The sequence below is a fragment of the Dactylosporangium sp. CA-152071 genome, assembly GCF_050936335.1.
GTDB lineage: Bacteria > Actinomycetota > Actinomycetes > Mycobacteriales > Micromonosporaceae > Dactylosporangium > Dactylosporangium maewongense.
In genome coordinates, this window is sequence record NZ_JBNJMZ010000001.1 from 1,418,151 (window position 1) to 1,435,164 (window position 17,014).

General features: G+C 73.0%; 17 protein-coding genes. 3 read left to right on the forward strand and 14 right to left on the reverse strand.

The annotated features are described in order from the left end of the window. The first annotated feature begins 38 nt into the window (after window positions 1–38). Complete coding sequence (locus ACQEVZ_RS05875) at window positions 39–725, forward strand: hypothetical protein (RefSeq protein WP_433362312.1); 687 nt, start codon at window positions 39–41, stop codon at window positions 723–725. A gap of 3 nt (window positions 726–728) precedes the next feature. Here ACQEVZ_RS05875 and ACQEVZ_RS05880 read toward each other — a convergent pair whose 3' ends face one another. The 13 genes from ACQEVZ_RS05880 to ACQEVZ_RS05940 form a co-directional block, all read right to left on the reverse strand. Then, a complete protein-coding gene (locus tag ACQEVZ_RS05880; protein WP_433362315.1) occupies window positions 729–1,991 on the reverse strand; it encodes a SpoIIE family protein phosphatase in 1,263 nt (420 codons plus the stop codon). A gap of 113 nt (window positions 1,992–2,104) precedes the next feature. Beyond that, complete coding sequence (locus tag ACQEVZ_RS05885; RefSeq protein ID WP_433362318.1) at window positions 2,105–2,875, reverse strand: urease accessory protein UreD; 771 nt, start codon at window positions 2,873–2,875, stop codon at window positions 2,105–2,107. Then, the gene (gene ureG / locus ACQEVZ_RS05890) at window positions 2,875–3,651 is read right to left on the reverse strand and encodes an urease accessory protein UreG (RefSeq protein WP_433362321.1); all 777 of its coding nucleotides are present in this window, start codon (window positions 3,649–3,651) and stop codon (window positions 2,875–2,877) included. The genes ACQEVZ_RS05885 and ureG overlap by 1 nt, the downstream gene beginning before the upstream one ends. Beyond that, entirely contained in the window at window positions 3,641–4,321 is a 681-nt protein-coding gene (locus ACQEVZ_RS05895; protein WP_344505883.1) for an urease accessory protein UreF, read from the reverse strand. Before ACQEVZ_RS05895 ends, ureG begins: the two co-directional genes overlap by 11 nt. Window positions 4,322–4,326: 5 nt before the next feature. Continuing rightward, the gene (locus ACQEVZ_RS05900) at window positions 4,327–6,030 is read right to left on the reverse strand and encodes an urease subunit alpha (protein ID WP_433362325.1); all 1,704 of its coding nucleotides are present in this window, start codon (window positions 6,028–6,030) and stop codon (window positions 4,327–4,329) included. Further along, window positions 6,027–6,332, reverse strand: a complete 306-nt coding sequence (locus ACQEVZ_RS05905; RefSeq protein WP_344505885.1) for an urease subunit beta — start codon at window positions 6,330–6,332, stop codon at window positions 6,027–6,029. The genes ACQEVZ_RS05900 and ACQEVZ_RS05905 overlap by 4 nt, the downstream gene beginning before the upstream one ends. Further along, a complete protein-coding gene (locus tag ACQEVZ_RS05910) occupies window positions 6,329–6,631 on the reverse strand; it encodes an urease subunit gamma (protein WP_344505886.1) in 303 nt (100 codons plus the stop codon). Before ACQEVZ_RS05910 ends, ACQEVZ_RS05905 begins: the two co-directional genes overlap by 4 nt. A gap of 13 nt (window positions 6,632–6,644) precedes the next feature. Further along, window positions 6,645–7,337, reverse strand: coding sequence for an urea ABC transporter ATP-binding subunit UrtE (gene urtE / locus ACQEVZ_RS05915; RefSeq protein ID WP_344505887.1), 693 nt, complete (start codon window positions 7,335–7,337; stop codon window positions 6,645–6,647). After that, window positions 7,337–8,098 (reverse strand): urea ABC transporter ATP-binding protein UrtD, encoded by a 762-nt coding sequence (urtD, locus tag ACQEVZ_RS05920; protein ID WP_433362330.1) that lies wholly within the window; start codon window positions 8,096–8,098, stop codon window positions 7,337–7,339. Before urtD ends, urtE begins: the two co-directional genes overlap by 1 nt. After that, window positions 8,095–9,228, reverse strand: a complete 1,134-nt coding sequence (gene urtC / locus ACQEVZ_RS05925; RefSeq protein ID WP_344505889.1) for an urea ABC transporter permease subunit UrtC — start codon at window positions 9,226–9,228, stop codon at window positions 8,095–8,097. The genes urtD and urtC overlap by 4 nt, the downstream gene beginning before the upstream one ends. Next, window positions 9,225–10,109 (reverse strand): urea ABC transporter permease subunit UrtB, encoded by an 885-nt coding sequence (urtB, locus tag ACQEVZ_RS05930; RefSeq protein ID WP_344505890.1) that lies wholly within the window; start codon window positions 10,107–10,109, stop codon window positions 9,225–9,227. The genes urtC and urtB overlap by 4 nt, the downstream gene beginning before the upstream one ends. Window positions 10,110–10,179: 70 nt before the next feature. Further along, complete coding sequence (gene urtA / locus ACQEVZ_RS05935) at window positions 10,180–11,424, reverse strand: urea ABC transporter substrate-binding protein (protein ID WP_344505891.1); 1,245 nt, start codon at window positions 11,422–11,424, stop codon at window positions 10,180–10,182. Window positions 11,425–11,825: 401 nt separating this feature from the next. After that, window positions 11,826–12,956 carry a substrate-binding domain-containing protein gene (locus ACQEVZ_RS05940; RefSeq protein ID WP_433362335.1) on the reverse strand — a complete coding sequence of 377 codons (1,131 nt, stop codon included), beginning with the start codon at window positions 12,954–12,956 and terminating at the stop codon, window positions 11,826–11,828. 97 nt (window positions 12,957–13,053) lie between these two features. Here ACQEVZ_RS05940 and ACQEVZ_RS05945 point away from each other — a divergent pair, with 97 nt between their 5' ends. Continuing rightward, window positions 13,054–13,551 (forward strand): MarR family winged helix-turn-helix transcriptional regulator, encoded by a 498-nt coding sequence (locus tag ACQEVZ_RS05945; protein WP_433362338.1) that lies wholly within the window; start codon window positions 13,054–13,056, stop codon window positions 13,549–13,551. A 14-nt stretch (window positions 13,552–13,565) separates the two neighbouring features. On the opposite strand, the gene ACQEVZ_RS05950 is transcribed toward ACQEVZ_RS05945, so the two are convergent. Beyond that, window positions 13,566–14,681, reverse strand: a complete 1,116-nt coding sequence (locus ACQEVZ_RS05950) for a MerR family transcriptional regulator (RefSeq protein ID WP_433362341.1) — start codon at window positions 14,679–14,681, stop codon at window positions 13,566–13,568. Between the two features lie 62 nt (window positions 14,682–14,743). Here ACQEVZ_RS05950 and ACQEVZ_RS05955 point away from each other — a divergent pair, with 62 nt between their 5' ends. Beyond that, entirely contained in the window at window positions 14,744–16,993 is a 2,250-nt protein-coding gene (locus ACQEVZ_RS05955; RefSeq protein ID WP_433362344.1) for an Hsp70 family protein, read from the forward strand. Window positions 16,994–17,014: the final 21 nt, after the last annotated feature.

Genomic DNA, 17,014 nt, shown 5'->3' on the forward strand with positions numbered 1-17,014 from the left:
GGATGTCGACCGCCACCGGCCACGCCGACACTCGTCGCATGCCGGAGCTGCCAGACCCCCAAGACGTCGTCATGCACGTCCTGCTGTGGCTGGGGGTGCCGGCGCTGCTCATCGGCGTGCTCACCACCGTGCTGACGTTGCTCGCCTGGAAGCAGTTCGCCGTCGCGGCCGCACGCCACGGCAGGACGGCGCTGCGGACCGCGCGCGACTCGGCGCTGTACTGGAGCACCGAACGGCAGCGCGCGACCGTGAAGTTCGTCGTGTGCAGCGCCTGCTTCATCGCGATCGCCTACGCCGTCGCGCAGCTGGTCGGCTTCGTCGTGCAGCTGAGCCAGGAGGAGTCGGTCACGAAGGTGGACCACGTCGACTGGCAGTACGTCCTCGACCAGGCGCTCAGCTACCAGCGGTGGGGCGTCGCCTCGCGGTGGACGGTCATCGCCGCGGCCGCTTCGATCGTCCTGCTGAACATCGCCGACCTGGCCAGCGTGCGGCCGCTGCGGCAGCTGCTCGTCGGCCTGTGGACCGCTGTCCTCGTCGTCGGTCTTCTCGGTGCGGCGTATCTCGCGTTCGCGGGTGCGGCCCTGGCCATCGGCCTGCTCATGGACCCGACCGCGCCGGTCTGGCTGCTGGTGCTGGAGGTGCTGGGGATCCTGTCCCTGGTGCTCCTGCCACGGCTCGGCAAGACCATCGACACGTCGAGCAGGCAGATCTACACGTTCGACTGATGCTCAGCCGTGGACGCCGCCGGGGCCGGGCAGGTCGGGGTCGCCGGTGGTGTGCGGGAGGTTGATCAGCGTGAGGACGTGGTGGGCGGTGCTGCCGGCGGGTGCGTACAGCCGCAGCGGACCGGATCCGTCCTGACGGTGGCGGTACAGCTCGGCGACGGCGGCGCTGGCGAGGTGGGTGACGCCGGTGAGGTCGACGGTCAGCCGGTGGGTGCCGCCGAGCGTGCGCCGGACCAGCTCCGCGCGGAGCTCCGTGGCGTGGCGGGCGTCGAGCGGGCCGTGGACGGCGATGCGGTTGCTGGGCGAATCCGGCTGCTCGACGATGCGCATCAGGTCCGCCACCTGGTGCGCGGCCAGGACGGCGCCGTGGCTGATCTGGCCGGCGGTGAGCAGGCGGGCCGAGCCTGACAGCCGGCGGTGCACCGTGGCGGTGGTGCCGTGCTCACCCCGGTGGATGTCGAGGCGGTCGGCGAAGGTGGCGGTCATGGCCAGCCCGAGTCCGTGGTCCTCGCGGAACCGCTCGTCGCCGGGGCGGGGCCGTTCGTGCCAGTGGCCGTTGTCGGTGACGTCGATCCGCGCACGGCCGTCGTCGTGCAGGTCGGCGGTGAGGGTGACGGTGGCGTCGCCGGTGTCGGGCCGGGCGTGCTCGTAAGCGTTGGTGGTCGGCTCGACGACCGCGTGGGCGAGGGCGAGCCGGTCGTCCTCGCCGGCGTCGTGGGCGGCCAGCCAGGCGGTCAGCACGTCGCGGACGGCGGTCGTGGACCGGGCCGCGGGCAGGTGCAGCCGCAGCGGTGGTGCGGGGACGCGGCGGCCCGCGGCGAGCAGGGTGACGTCGTCGGTGTGCCCGGTCTCGCGTACCAGCAGCTCGAGGGTCTGGGTGCAGACGCGGTCGACGACGGAGTCGCCGGGGGCGTCGAAGCCTCGTCCGGCGACCGCGTCGGTGGCGACCCGGGCCAGCTCGACCGTGGCGGCCGCCGGGGTGCGGCCGGGTCGCTCGATGATGCCGTCGGTGTAGAGCAGCAGCACCTCGTGCGGCTCGACCTGGCCGGTCGCGACCGCGAAGCGGGCGCCGGTGCCGAGCGGACCGGCGCCGGACGCCGGCACGTAGCGGGCGGTGTCCGGGCCGACCACCAGCGGCGGCGGGTGCCCGGCCGTGCAGTAGGTCAGCAGGCCGCCGGTCAGGTCGAGGACCGCCACGCACACCGTCGCGGCGTGCGCCTCGGGCACGCGGCACGCCAGCCGGTCGGCGGCTTCGATCGCGGCCACGGGGTCACCGGTCGTCTGACACCGGCTCACCACATCGTCGTGGAAATGTACTTCACCACTTGGATGTACCACACCGCCGGGCCAGAGCGGCGCACCCGCACCGGGCGGCCCGCTCATGGGGGCCGGAGCAGCGGCACCGGGGCGGGATCCGGCGCGGCGAGGCAGAGGTACTGGCGCAGGGCATGGGCGTCGGGCGCGGTGGCCGTCGTCAGCGAGGCCGGCCCGGCGAGCGGCACGCGGACGGCGGTGGGGCCGAGCACGCGCGGCGCGCCCGGCGCCACGCCCGGGTGGACGTGCAGCAGCGAGCCGGTCGCCCTGGCGGCGCCGAGGACGGCCGGCCCGGCCCAGCCGTCGGCGCCGGGACCGACGTCGAGCCGCTGGCGCAGCAGCGGCCGGCCGGCGTAGGTCACCGACGTGCTGACCGTGAGGTCGCCCGGCGCTTCGTCGTGCCGGCCGCAGACGAGCTCGTCGCGCCACAGCAGCGTCGCGCCCTCGCCGGCGTCGACGCTCGCGGCGATGGTGTGGCGGCAGCCGGCGGCGGCGACGGTCTGCTCGGGCAGCCAGTGCAGCGTCCCGCCGTCGGCGACGGTCACCCGGACGTTGAGGTGCGAGGGTGCGCCCGTACGCGAGGGCAGGGCGATCGACGCGGCGACAGTGCGCAGGCTCAGCCTCGCCCCCGGCCCGACGTCGATGTCCAGTCGCAGGTCGTCCCCACCGAGCGGGCCGGCCGCGCCACCGACGAGGTGCACGGTGGCCCAGCCGGCGTCGAGGCCCGCGGCGACACCGGTCCGCCGCAGCAGCAGCGGGGTCTCGCCGCGGAGCTGGGCGAGCCGGGTGCCGCCGCGGCCGTCGGCCTCGGCGACGACCCTGGCGTGCGCCCGCATCAGCCGGTCGCGGCGTGGGCGTGCGGCCGGCCCTCTTGGTGGGCTTGGTGGTGGGCTTGGTGGGCACGGTGATGGGCTTGGTGGTAGGCGACGAGATGGCGCACCCAGTCGGCGACCGCGGTGGCGTGCGGGTCGGTCGCGATCGACAGGAAGATCGTGGGCAGCTCGCCGCGGCGGGCCCGGGCGTCCCGGTCCATCACCGCCAGGTCGGCGCCGACCATGGGCGCCAGGTCGGTCTTGTTGATGACCAGCAGGTCGGCGGCGGTGACCCCGGGCCCGCCCTTGCGGGGGACCTTGTCGCCGCCGGCCACGTCGACGACGAAGATCTGCTGGTCGATGAGGCCCTTGCTGAAGGTGGCGGTGAGGTTGTCGCCGCCGCTCTCCACCAGCACCAGGTCCAGCGGCCCGAGCATGGACTCCAGCTCCTCGACGGCGTCGAGGTTGGCGGAGATGTCGTCGCGGATCGCGGTGTGCGGGCAGCAGCCGGTCTCCACGGCACGGATGCGTTCCGGTGGCAGGACCGCGTTGCGCTTGAGGAAGTCGGCGTCCTCGGTGGTGTAGATGTCGTTGGTGACCACGCCGAGGCGCAGCTCGCCACCGAGGGCCCGGCACAGCGCGGCGACCAGGGCGGTCTTGCCCGATCCGACGGGCCCGCCGATGCCGATCCGCAGCGCCCGTCCTCCGTCGGCGGCGTCGGTGAGGGGTGCGTGCGGGTCGACGTCGGGGTGCGGGTGGCTGTGCGGAACGGTCTCGTCGTGGTGGCTGTCAGGACGCAAAGAGACGCACCTCCCAGGTGGCGTGAGTTTCGGCGTGGATGTCGGCCAGTGGTGCGGTGTTCGCCGGCAGGTCGGCGGGCGCGGCGCCCGCCTCGGCGGCCGCGAGTGCGGCGACCCGGTCGCAGGTGGCGGCCAGCCGGGCCAGCAGCGCCTGGGCCTGATAGGGGTCGAGCCCGAGGAGTCGTACGGCGGCGCTGGCCGGACCGGTGACGATCCCGTGCGTGGCGACCAGCGCGGTCTGCTCGGTGGTGAGGCCGGCGGCGGCCGCCGTCAGCCCGAGCGCGATCGGCTGGTGGCAGCCGTCCGCGTGGTGCGGAACCTGGGCGAACAGCGGGGACGGCCAGGTGGTCCGGCCGGCCCGCAGCAGCGCACGCCCTTGCCGGCGTGAGGCGAGCCGCAGCGCGGGCGAGGCCGTGCGGGCGTCGAGCTCCGCGTCGAGCTCCGCCAGGACGGCGCCGAGGGCTACCGCCTCGGCCGCCGCCTGTCTGGTGGCCGCGGCGAAGGCCGCCGTCACGGGGCCGGCGGTGGCCAGCCGGCCGCGCAGGAACGCCTCCAGCTCGGGAATTCCGGTGACCCGCCCGGCGGCCACCGCGGCCTCCAGGCCGCTGGAGTGGGCGTGGCCGCCGGAGGGGAACCGGCCGTCGGCGAGGAGCAGCAGTGTGGTGTCCATGGCGGCTAGAACAGGAAGTACCGCTGGGCCATGGGCAGCTCGGTCACCGGGTCCGGGTCCACCACTTCCCCGTCGATGCGGACGGTGAACGTGTCGGGCTCGACCTCGATGCGCGGCATGGCGCCGTTGTGCGGGAGGTCGGCCTTGCCGCGGGACCGGACGTCCGCGACGGGGACGAGCCGGCGCCGGACGTCCAGCTCCAGCCCCGCCTCGATGGCCGCCGGGGCGACGAACGCGACGCTGGTCGCCGCCGGCACGACACCGTAGGCGCCGAACATCGGCCGCGGCAGGACCGGTTGCGGGGTGGGGATGGAGGCGTTGGCGTCGCCCATCTGCCCCCACGCGATCATGCCGCCCTTGATGACCACGTGCGGGCGGACACCGAAGAACGCCGGATCCCACAGCACCAGGTCGGCGAGCTTGCCGGCCTCCACCGAGCCGACCTCGGTCTCCAGGCCGTTGGCCATCGCCGCACAGATGGTGTACTTCGCGACGTACCGGCGGGCGCGGTGGTTGTCGGCGGCGCCGTCGCCCGGCAGCGCGCCGACGCGGGCCTTCATCACGTGGGCGGTCTGCCAGGTCCGCATCACCACCTCGCCGATGCGCCCCATCGCCTGCGAGTCCGAGCCGATGATCGAGATGGCACCGAGGTCGTGCAGCAGGTCCTCGGCGGCCATCGTCGAGGGCCGGATCCGGCTCTCGGCGAACGCCAGGTCCTCCGGGATGTCCGGCGACAGGTGGTGGCACACCATGAGCATGTCCAGGTGCTCGGCGAGCGTGTTGCGGGTGTACGGCCGGGTCGGGTTGGTCGAGGACGGCAGCACGTTGGGGAGGCTCGCGACGGTGATGATGTCCGGCGCGTGGCCGCCGCCTGCGCCCTCCGTGTGGTACGAGTGGATGGCCCGCCCGTTGATCGCCCGCAGGGTGTCCTGGACGAACCCGGCCTCGTTGAGCGTGTCGGTGTGGATGGACACCTGGACGCCGGAGGCGTCGGCGACGCGCAGGCACGCGTCGATGGCCGCCGGGGTGGTGCCCCAGTCCTCGTGCAGCTTGAACCCGCCCGCCCCGCCGCGCAGCTGCTCCCACATCGCCTCCTCGGAGACGGTGTTGCCCTTGCCCAGCAGCAGGACGTTGACCGGCCACACGTCGAGCGCCTCGTGCATGCGGGCGAGGTGCCAGGCGTTGGAGGTGACGGTCGTGGCCTTGCTGCTCTCCGCCGGGCCGACCCCGCCACCGACGAGGGTGGTGACGCCGCCGGCGAGGGCCTCGGTGACGAGCTGCGGGCAGATGAAGTGCACGTGGGTGTCGACCGCGCCGGCGGTGAGGATCTTGCCGTTGCCGGCGACGATCTCGGTCGACGGTCCGATCACCAGGTCCGGGTGGACGCCGGGCATGATGTCGGGGTTGCCGGCCTTGCCGATCGCCACGATGCGGCCGTCGCGGATGCCGACGTCGGCCTTGACGATCCCCCAGTGGTCCAGGATCACCGCGCCGGTGATGACGGTGTCGGGGGTGCCCTCGGCGCGGGTGGCCCGGGACTGGCCCATCGACTCGCGGATCACCTTGCCGCCGCCGAAGACGGCCTCGTCGCCGCCGGCGCAGTGGTCGGCCTCGACCTCGACGATCAGGTTGGTGTCGGCGAGCCGGATGCGGTCGCCGGTGGTCGGCCCGTACAGGGCGGCATAGCGCCGCCGGTCCAAGTAGCTCACAGCGCACCGCCGCATTCGCCGCGCAGCCCCGGGACGACTCGCGCGCCGCCGAGCGGGACGAGGTCGACCTCGCGGCTGACGCCGGGCTCGAAGCGCACGGCGGTCCCGGCCGGGACGGCCAGCCGCTGTCCCCACGCCGCGGCCCGATCGAAGTCCAGACCGGGGTTGGCCTCGGCGAAGTGATAGTGGGAGCCGACCTGGACGGGCCGGTCGGCGGTGTTGGTCACCATCAGCGTGGTCACCGGACGGCCGGCGTTGATCTCGACCGGTTCGTCGGCCGGGAAGACCTCGCCGGGGATCATGCGATCGGGTGGTGCACCGTCACCAACTTGGTGCCGTCCGGGAACGTGGCCTCCACCTGCACCTCCTTCAGCATCTCGGGGATTCCGTCGAGCACGTCGTCGCGGGTCAGCACGTGCCGGCCGGCCTCCATGAGGTCGACGACCGTACGGCCGTCGCGGGCGCCCTCCAGCAGGAACGCGGTGATGATCGCGACCGCCTCGGGGTGGTTGAGCCGCAGGCCGCGTTCGCGCCGGCGGCGGGCCACGTCGGCGGCGACGTGGATGAGCAGGCGTTCCTGCTCGTGCGGGGTCAGGAACAACGAGTCCTCCAGGTCATACGGACAGCGCCTGCCGGACCGCGGTCCGGGCGTCCTCGCCGCCCTGACCGGACGAGGTGACCCGGCCGGCCTCCAGAACGTAGTACCGCCCGGCCGCCGCGAGCGCAAAGCCGACGTGCTGCTCAACGAGGAGCACCGACACGCCGCCACGGCCGGCCACGGCCAGGATCGTCTGCTCGATCTCCGCCACGACGGTCGGTTGGATGCCTTCGGTCGGCTCGTCCAGCAGCAGCACGCGCGGCCTGGTGATCAGCGCCCGGGCGATGGCGAGCTGCTGGCGCTGCCCGCCGGACAGCAGCCCGGCGCGGCGGCCGAGCAGTCCCGTCAGCGCGGGGAACAGGTCGAGGGCCTCGGCCGTCGCCTCCTTGCCGCCGGGGCGGCCGTCCGCGACCAGCTGGAGATTCTCGGCGGTGGTCAGGTGCGGGAAGGACTGCTGGCCCTGCGGCACGTACGCCATGCCGCGGGCGACCCGCTGGTGCGGCGCGAGACCGGTGATGTCCTCGCCGTCCAGGCGGATCGTCCCCTGCCGGGGTTTGAGCAGCCCGATGGCGGCGCGCAGCAGGGTGCTCTTGCCGGCGCCGTTGTGGCCGAGCACCGCGGCGACGCCGCCGGCCGGCACGTCGGCGGATATCCCGTGCAGGACGACGCTGCGCCCGTACCCGACGTGGACGTTGTCGAACTGGAGCATCAGGCCTCCTGGACGGCGGGCTCGGCGGCGTGTCCCAGGTAGACCTCCTGGACCTTCGGGTCGGCCTGCACCTCGGCCACCGTGCCCTCGGAGAGCACCTTGCCGACGTGCATGACGGTGACGGTGCGGGCGTACCGGCGAAGGAAGTCCATGTCGTGCTCGATCACCACGACTGTCCGGTCCCGGGCGACCACGCCGAGCAGCTCGCCGGTGGCGTCCCGCTCGTCCTGGCTCATGCCGGCGACCGGCTCGTCGAGCAGCAGCAGCTGCACGTCCTGGACGAGCAGCATGCCGATCTCCAGCCACTGCTTCTGCCCGTGCGCGAGGGTGCCGGCGAGCCGGTCGCGCTGCGCGGTCAGCCCGATCGTCTCCAGGGCCCGCGCCACCGATTCCGGCACACCGCGGCGGCGGCGCAGCAGGGTGAGCGCGCCGCGGCCGGCGCCGGCGGCGATGTCCAGGTTCTGCAGGACGGTCAGCTCCTCGAAGACCGTCGCGGTCTGGAAGGTGCGCCCGACGCCGAGCCGGGCGATGCGGTGCACCGGCCGCCCGAGCAGTTCCTGTTCGCCGAAGCACACGGATCCGGTCGCCTTGACGAGGCCGGTGACGGCGTCGACGAGGGTGGTCTTGCCGGCGCCGTTGGGTCCGATGAGGAAGCGGATGTCGCCGGGGCGCACGTCGAGGCTGACGCCGTCGACGGCGGGGAACCCGTCGAAGACCACCCGCAGGTCCCGGATCCGTAGCCCTGCCAGCTCGTCACTCATGCGGCCACCTCCTGTGCGGCACCGGCCGTGGACGCTGTCCGGCCGGGTGGACTTTCCGCGGTGCCGGGTGGGCTTTCCGCGGTACGGCGCCGGGCGCGCGCCATCCGGACCAGCGACGCCAGCCCGCCCGGCAGGAACGCGACGACGAGCACGAACAGCAGCCCCTGCAGGTAGGTCCAGGCGGCCGGGAACTGCTCCGACAGCGTGGTCTTCGCCCACGCCACGGCGACCGCGCCGAGCACCGGGCCGAGCAGCGTCGCCCGGCCGCCGACGGCGACGCCGATGACGAACTCGATCGACGGCACGATGCCGATCAGCGCCGGGTTGATGATGCCGACCGCCGGCACGAACAGCGCCCCGGCGAGGCCCGCCATGCCCGCGGCGGTGACGAAGGCGACGAGCTTGACGTTGGCGGGGTCGTAGCCGAGGAAGCGGACCCGCTCCTCGGCGTCGCGCACCGCGACCAGCAGCTCGCCGTAGCGGCTGTGCATGAGCTGGCGGACCGCGAGCAGCAGCAGCAACAGGACGCCGGCGATGATGAAGTACACCATCCGCTGGTTGACCGGGTCGTCCAGGTCGTAGCCGAAGAAGCCCTGGAAGTCGGTGAGCCCGTTGGTGCCGCCGGTGGTGCCCTGCTGGCCGATGAGGAAGATCGCCATGGCGGCCGCGAGCGCCTGCGACAGGATCGCGAAGTAGGCGCCGCGCACCCGGCGGCGGAAGACGAGCGAGCCGAGCAGGAATGCCACCGCCATCGGCAGGAGCACGGCGGCCGGGAGGGCGAAGTACGGGCTGGCGAACGGTCGCCACCACCACGGCAGCTCGTCCAGCTGCCCGTACAGCTCCATGAAGTCCGGCATGTTGCCCGGACCGGCGTCGGCGAGCTTGAGGTGCATCGCCATCGCGTAGCCGCCGAGGCCGAAGAACACGCCCTGGCCGAGGGTGAGCAGCCCGCCGCGCCCCCAGGCCAGCCCGATGCCGATCGCGACCATCGCCAGGCACAGGTACTTGGCCAGCAGGCCGAGCCGGAAGTCGGAGAGCGCGAACGGGGCGACGGCGAACAGCAGCACCGCGCCGGCGGCGAACCCGGCGCCCACCCGCAGGGACGCGCCGCGCGCAAGAAGGCGGTTCAAGTCAGGCTCCGGGTGCGTAGGGTGAACAGCCCCTGGGGCCGCCACTGCAGGAACGCCACGATGGCGATGAAGACCACGACCTTCGCCACGCTCACCGTGGTCGAGTACTCCACTGTGGACTGCAGGATGCCGAGCACGAAGGCGACGATGACGGTGCCCTTGAGCTGGGCGATGCCGCCGACCACCACGACGAGGAACGCGTCGATGATGATGTTGGTGCCCATGGTCGGGCCGATCGGCCCGAGCAGGGTGAGCGCGACCCCGGCGACCCCGGCGAGGCCGGAGCCGATGAAGAAGGTGAGCCGGTCGACCCGGCCGGTCGGGATGCCGGAGACCGCGGCGAGGTCACGGTTCTGCACCACCGCGCGGATCCGCCGGCCCAGGGAGGTGTACCGCATGACCAACGTCAGCGCCGCGACGGCGAGCAGTGCGAGGGCGAGGATGAACAGGCGGTTGTTCGCCAGCACCAGGTCGCCGACGATCTTGACGTTACCGGTGAGCAGGTCGGGGGCGCGGGTCTGCACGTTGGGGGCGCCGAAGATGTCCCTGGCCGCCTGCTGCAGGATCAGCGAGACGCCCCAGGTGACCAGCAGCGTGTCCAGCGGGCGGGCGTAGAGCCGGCGGATGAGCAGGAACTCCAGCAGCACGCCCATCGCCCCGGCGATGAGAAACGCGACCGGCAGCGCCACGAGCAGCGAGAGGCCGGCGACGGTGATGACCTGCTGCAGCACGAACACGGTGTAGGCGCCGGTCATGATGAACTCGCCGTGGGCCATGTTGATGACGTTCATCTGGCCGAAGGTGAGGGCCAGGCCGAGCGCGATGAGCAGCAGCACAGCACCGATGCTGACGCCGGTGAACAGTTGACTGACGATGACCATCGGAAACGTCCGTTCGGATGCGGGCGGGGGTGGCGCAGGACGGGCCGTCCTGCGCCACCGGGCCGGGAGGTCAGGACAGGCCGGTCGCCCAGGGGTAGCCCTTGAGGTACGGGTCGGGCTTGACGGGCTGTCCGGAGTTCCACACCTCGGTGATCAGGCCGTCGGCGCCGACCTTGCCGATGCGGGCCGTCTTGTAGATGTGCTGGGTGGCGCCGTCGACGGTCACCTTGCCTTCGGGGGCGTCGAACGTGATGCCGTCGGAGGCGGCCTTGACCTTCTCCACGTCGAAGGTGCCGGCCTTCTCGACCATGGCCTTCCACAGGTAGACCGAGGTGTACGCGGCCTCCATCGGGTCGGACGTCGGCTTGTCCGCGCCGTACTTGGCCTTGTACGCCTTGACGAACTTGTCGTTCGCGGCGCCCGTCGTGGTCTGGTAGTAGTTCCACGCGGTGAGCTGGCCGTCGAGGTACTGGGTGCCGATGCTCTTGACCTCCTCCTCGGCGATCGACACGGACACGACCGGCATCGACGCGGCGGTCAGGCCGGCCGACTTGTACTCCTTGAAGAAGGCCACGTTGCTGTCGCCGTTGAGGGTGTTGAACACCGCCGCCGCCTTGGACGCCTTGACCTTGTTGACGATCGTGCCGAACTCGGTGGAGCCGAGCGGCGCGTAGTCCTCGCCGAGGACGGTCATCCCGTTGGCCGCCGCGTACGCCTTGATGATCTTGTTGGCGGTCCGCGGGAACACGTAGTCGCTGCCGACCAGGTAGATCGAGGTCTTGCCCTGCGACTTCAGGTAGTCCAGGCCGGGCACGATCTGCTGGTTGGTGGTGGCGCCGGTGTAGAAGATGTACGGCGACTGCTCGAGCCCCTCGTACTGCACCGGGTAGAACAGCAGCGCCTTGTTCTTCTCGAAGACCGGCTTGACCGCCTTGCGGCTGGCCGAGGTCCAGCAGCCGAACACGGCGGCGACCTTGTCCTGCTGGATGAGCTTCTCGGCCTTCTCGGCGAAGGTCGGCCAGTCGGAGGCGCCGTCCTCGCTGACCGGCTGGATCTTCTTGCCGAGCACGCCACCGGCGGCGTTGATCTCCTCGACGGCGAGCTTCAGCGAGTCGCGGACCGTGACCTCACTGATGGCCATGGTGCCGGACAGCGAGTTGAGCAGGCCCACCTTGACGGTGTCACCCGAGGTGTCGGCGGCCGCGCCGGGGCCGGCCGCCTTCTCGCCGGTCTTGCTGCCACATGCGGCGAGCGTCAATGCCGCTGCGAGCATCGCTGCACACGCCGCCACGCGGCGGCCGCGGAACCTGGACATGAAACCTCCTTGCTCCCCACGGGAGCACGAATATCGGCATTCGGTGGTGGCGCACGCAATCGTCGTGACTGAACATTCAGCGGCCTCGGCTCGTGGCCGGGCGGCGCCATGCGTCCAGGTGCTGGTGTGCGGTCAGCGTCATCGAGATTGATTTCTGCGACGTTTCCCAGCCCTTAATTCACCGTTTCTGCACTCCCGGCGAACGGGTTTGCGGCCGTGAAAAAAATAGCCGGCCAACAGGCCGGCAGAATGGGACACGACAATGAGCCCCCACCGCGGCGGAGCGTCACGCGGGCGAGGGCAGACCAGCATCTGGAAGGACTACGACGTGCGCAAGTCCCGAAGATGCTTCACGCAGGAAGCATCTTCGATGTCGACGGCGCACACTGTCAAGAGCCGTCCTACAGCTGGGTCACCACGTCGAACTCGAGCCCCCGGGCCTCGGCAAGGTATATACGCTGGCGCATGTGCCGGCCCCGCATCCGCAGCAGCCCGCGCGGCCCCTCGTAAGAAACCGTCCCGGCACTGGCGTCAATGGCACGGACATCGAGTGACTGAGCCCGTTCGATCAGCGCCGCGAGCAGCAGCACCCCCTCGTAACAGGACTCGCCCAGGCTGCCCAGCGGCGGGGCGTCGACCCCGAACCGGCGCGCGTACTTGCCGTGGAAGTCCAGGTTCTCCGCGGTCACCAGCGACGCGAAGAACCCCGCGGTGCTGAACAGCCCGCGGGTCGCCGCCGCGCCGCTGCCCAGCAGCATGTTCTCGTCCATCAGCGTGCTCAGCCGCAGGCACCGCTGATCCAGGCCGTACCGGGCGAACGCCCGGTTGAACCGCACGGCGTCGTTGCCGACCAGCAGCATCAGGACCGCGTCGGCCTCGGCGTGCTCGACGCGGCGCAGCACGTCGGCGAAGTCGTGCGTGCCCAGCGGCACGTACACCTCGCCGCAGATGCGTGCGCCGCACTGCGCCGCGTACCGCCGTGCCGCCCGCGCGGTGCGTCTCGGCCAGACGTAGTCGTTGCCGACGACGAACCAGCGCCGCAGCCCGCGCTCCCGGGCGAGGGTCCGCATCGCCGGGTACAGCTGCTGGTCGGGCGTCTCGCTGGTCAGGAACACTCCATCGGTGCGTTCGCCGCCCTCGTACAGCGCCGTGTAGACGTACGGCACGCGCCCCGCGATCCGCGGCGCCACCGCCTGCCGCACCGACGAGATGTGCCACCCGGTGACGCCGTGCACCGCCCCGACCGCCACCAGCGCCTCGACCTCGGCGGCCACCCGCTCCGGCGCGGCACCGCCGTCGACCGGCACCAGGCGCAGCTCGCGCCCCAGCACGCCGCCGGCCCGGTTGACCTCCTCGACGGCCAGCTCCGCGCACAGCTCACAGCTCGGCCCGAAGATCCCGGCCGGCCCCCGCATCGGCACGACCAGCGCCACGTCCAGCGTCTCGCCGCTCACACGCAGCAGCTCGGAATGCCCGCGCGGCAACGGATCCGGCAGCACCGGACCGGGGACCAGCCGGTCAGACCGAGACATAGCGTCATGCTTCCCGGTGCCGCGCATGATCTCCAGAGCGTTCCCACGGATGCGGCCGTTCTGTAGCATGACACTGCTCACCGGCCGTAGGAGTGGCATGACGATCTCGCGCACGCCTCAGCCCCAGGACCTGATCCGGCTGCTGACGCGGGCCGAGCGGCTGCTGGGCCGGCGCCTCGCCGCAATCCTCGACACCGAGGGCTGCACGCCGGAGGCCTGGCGGGTCATCACCCTGCTCTCCGACGGCGCCGGCCATCACATGACCGAGATCGCCGAGCACGCCTTCCTCCCGCCGGCCACGCTCACCAAGCTCCTCGACCACCTCGTGGAGGAGAACCTGGTGTACCGGCGGATCGACGAGATCGACCGGCGCCGCATCCGCGCCCACCTCACGCCCCGGGGCCGGCGGCTGCACCAGCGCGTCAGCCAGCGGGTCGAGGCCAGCATGGCGGCGCTGCCCGCGGCCGACGGCGACCACGACCTCCTGGAAGCGCTCCTGACCCGCCTCGTCGACTCCCTGGAGGACCGGGAGGCCGGCGCGGCGCGCCCGCCGAGACGCAAGCACCTGGACGCGGCGCACACCGGCGCTTCCTGACAGGACCCGAAGGCTCAGGCGACGAGCAGGCGGAGGCCGAGCTCCGCGGCGTCGAGGTCGGCGAGCCCGGGGTTGCGTTCGGCCCACCGGCCCGAGGTGAGGTCGTCGTGGAGGCTGCCGACGGCCCGCCGCTCGGCGTGCTGCCCCACCCTGGTCCAGACCGACACCGCGCGGCGCACGTGCTCGTCGAGGTACGCCTCGGGCCGGCGCCAGTAGGCCTCGAAGAAGCCGTCGGCGCAGTCCCACGGGATCGGCACCGGCTCCTCGCGGCCCCCGATCGCGCGGGTCATGTCGGCCACGGAAGGCCAGCCGACGAGCAGCTCCGCGAACTCCGGCAGGTAGTCGCGGACGAGCCAGAACCGTTGCTGCCAGTCGGTGCTGTCGGCGTCGTACGTCAGCACCACCACGCGACGGGCCACCCGCCGCATCTCCCGCAGCCCCGCGACCGGGTCGGGCCAGTGGTGCACGGTGCTGACCGCCATCGCCGCGTCGAACGACTGGTCCGCGAAGGGCAGGCGCCCGGCGACCGCGGCCACGCACGGCGCCGCGCCCGCGGGACGTTGCGCCCGCATGACCGCCGACGGCTCCACCGCCGTGACGTCGCGGTCCGGCGGCTCGTAGGAGCCGGTGCCGGCCCCGACGTTCAGGACCGTCCGCGCGTCGCCGAGCGCCGCCCAGATCCGGGCGGCGATGCGCGGCTCGGTGCGCCGGGTCGCCGGGTACGCGGACCCGATGGCGTCGTACAACCGTGCGCCGAACGCCTGCAGCTGCTCCTCCGGCGGTGTGCTGATCCCCATTTCCCGGGCCTCCAGTTCCTTGTCGATGGCCACCACCATGGCGGCGGCGCGGTCGCGCTGGTCGAGCAGCAGGCCGCGCAGCCGGCGCAGGTGCGCGACCGCGTCGGTGGCCGGGTCGTCGACCAGGTCCGCGATCTCGCGCAGGCCGAAGCCCAGCCGCCGGTACGCCAGCACCTCCCGCAACCGCACGACGTCGCCCGCCGAGTAGGCCCGGTGCCCCGCCGCGGTCCGTGAGGACGGCCGCACGAGGCCGATCTCGTCGTAGTGATGCAGCGTCCGGACGGACACTCCGGCCAGCTCGGCCACCCGCCCGACGCTCAACTGCGCTTCCACGGCACCGACTATCCGCCATGACGCCACGTGAGGGGCAAGCGCGTGATCCGTATCCTGGGCCGATGGTCCGCCTGGGCATCGACTTCGGCACGACGACGACGGCAGCGGTCATCGCCACCGCGGGCGGTCAGGTCCGGCCGCTGCTCTTCGACGGCTCGCCGCTGCTCGGCTCGGCCGTGCTCGCCTCGGCCGAGCACGGGCTGCTGGTCGGCGACGAGGCGGAGCGGGCCGCGATCGCCCACCCGGGCGCGCTGGAGCCGAACCCGAAGCGGCGCATCGACGAGCAGACGGTGTGGCTCGGCGAGGAGTCCCGGCCCGTGACCGAGCTGATCGCGGCGGTGCTGCGCCGGGTTCACGAGCAGGCCGTCGAGGCCGCGTCGGGTGAGCCGCTGGTGCCGACGCTCACGCACCCCGCGACGTGGGGCCCGACCCGCAAGGCCACGCTGCGCGCCGCCGCCGAGCAGGCCGGCCTGGCCGGGGCACGGCTGCTCGCCGAACCGGTGGCCGCCGCCGCGTACTTCACCGACATCCTCGGCCGCGACGTCCCGCGAGGCCGCTGCCTCATCGTCTTCGATCTCGGCGCCGGCACGTTCGACCTGAGCATCGTGCGTGCCGACGGCGACGGCGGCTTCACCGTGGTCGCGGTCGACGGCCTGGAGGACGTCGGTGGCCTGGATCTCGACCAGGCGGTCGTCATGCACGCCCGGGCGCTCACGGGCGGGCACGAGGCGGCGTGGGGGCGCCTCGAGTGGCCGGCCGGCGAGGAGGACCGCCGCGCGGCGCGGGAGCTGCGGACGGCGGCCCGCGCCGCGAAGGAGCAGCTGTCCCGCCGTTCCAGCGCCGACCTGTACGTCCCGCTGGCCGCGACGACGCTGCACATCACCCGCGAGGAGTTCGAGCGGGCCGCCCTGCCGCACCTGCAGCGCACGGTCGCCGTGACACAGTCGGCGCTGCGCCACGCCGGCGTGGGCCAGTCGGAGGTGGCCGGGCTGCTGCTGGTCGGTGGCGCGTGCCGCACTCCGCTCGTGGCGACCCTGCTGCACCGCGCGCTGCGGGTCGAGCCGGTCGTCAGCGACCAACCGCAGCTGGCCGTCGCGGAGGGCAGCGTGCGGACCGCCCCGCCGCCACAGACTCCGCCGCCGCCGCAGACTCCGCCGGTGGTGGTGCCCCGCACGGCGCCCGCCGCCGCGCCGGGGGCAGGCACCGTTGGCGTTGGGGCTGAACCGACGCCCGCCGTCCGGGCCCGGGCACAGGTCCGGGTGACCCCGCCCCCGGCCGCGCGGGACGCGACGGCGCCGGCCGGCGTCGCGTGGCACCACCGGCTCCAGGCCGCCCGGACGCTCAGGGACACCTCGTCCCCGGGCAACCGGCTGTGGTGTGTCGACGTCTCCGGCGACGAACGGCTCGTCGCGACCAACGGCACGAGCGGCGAGGTGCTGCTGTGGAACGCCTCGACCGGCCGGGAGCTGCGCCGCCTGCCGGGCATGCGCGTCCCCCTGCTCAAGCGCGCCACCCGCAGCGTCCCGGGCCGGCTCGGCTCCAGCACGCTGGCCTTCGCCCCCGACGGTGCGGTGCTCGCCACCGCCGCCGGCCACCCGAAGATCCGGCTCCTCGACGTCGACACCGGCAGGGTGGTCACCGAGCTGAACGGCGACCAGCAGCTGATCCGGCAGATGGCGTACTCCCCGGACGGCCAGCTGCTCGCCGCCGCCGACGGCAGCACCACGGTGCGGCTCTGGAAGGCTCGGACCGGGCATCTGCACCACCTGCTGAGCAAGTTCGGCGCCGCGACAGGGTCCGTCGCGTTCACACCCGACAGCTCGCTGCTGGCCACCGCCGGGGCCGGCGACATCGGGCTGTGGGACCCCGCCACCGGCAAGCAGGTCAACCGGCTCCGGCACAACACCGTCTTCTCGTACTGCGCCGTCGCGTTCTCCGGCGACGGGACGTACCTCGCCGGCTCGACCACCAACGGCCGCGTCGTGCTGTGGGAGACCGACACCTGGCAGGTCGTCCGGGACGTGACGGTCGCCGGGGCGTACGCGCCGGTCTGGGACGTCGCGTTCGAGCCGGGCGGCACCGTCTTCGTCACCGGCGACGACGAGGGCACGATGTCCGCCTGGGACGCGGCGACCGGCAGGCAGACGGGATCGATCCTCGCGCTCCCACCCGACCGGTTCCGCCGGCGCGGCTCGGCGGTGTGTGTGGTGCGGTTCAGCGCCTCGGGCCGGTACCTGACCGCCGCCACCGGCCTGCACGACGTCCGCCTCTGGGCCGTGACCACGCCGCGTCCCGCGGCGCCGCCACCGTGACATCGCGGGTCGCCGTGACCG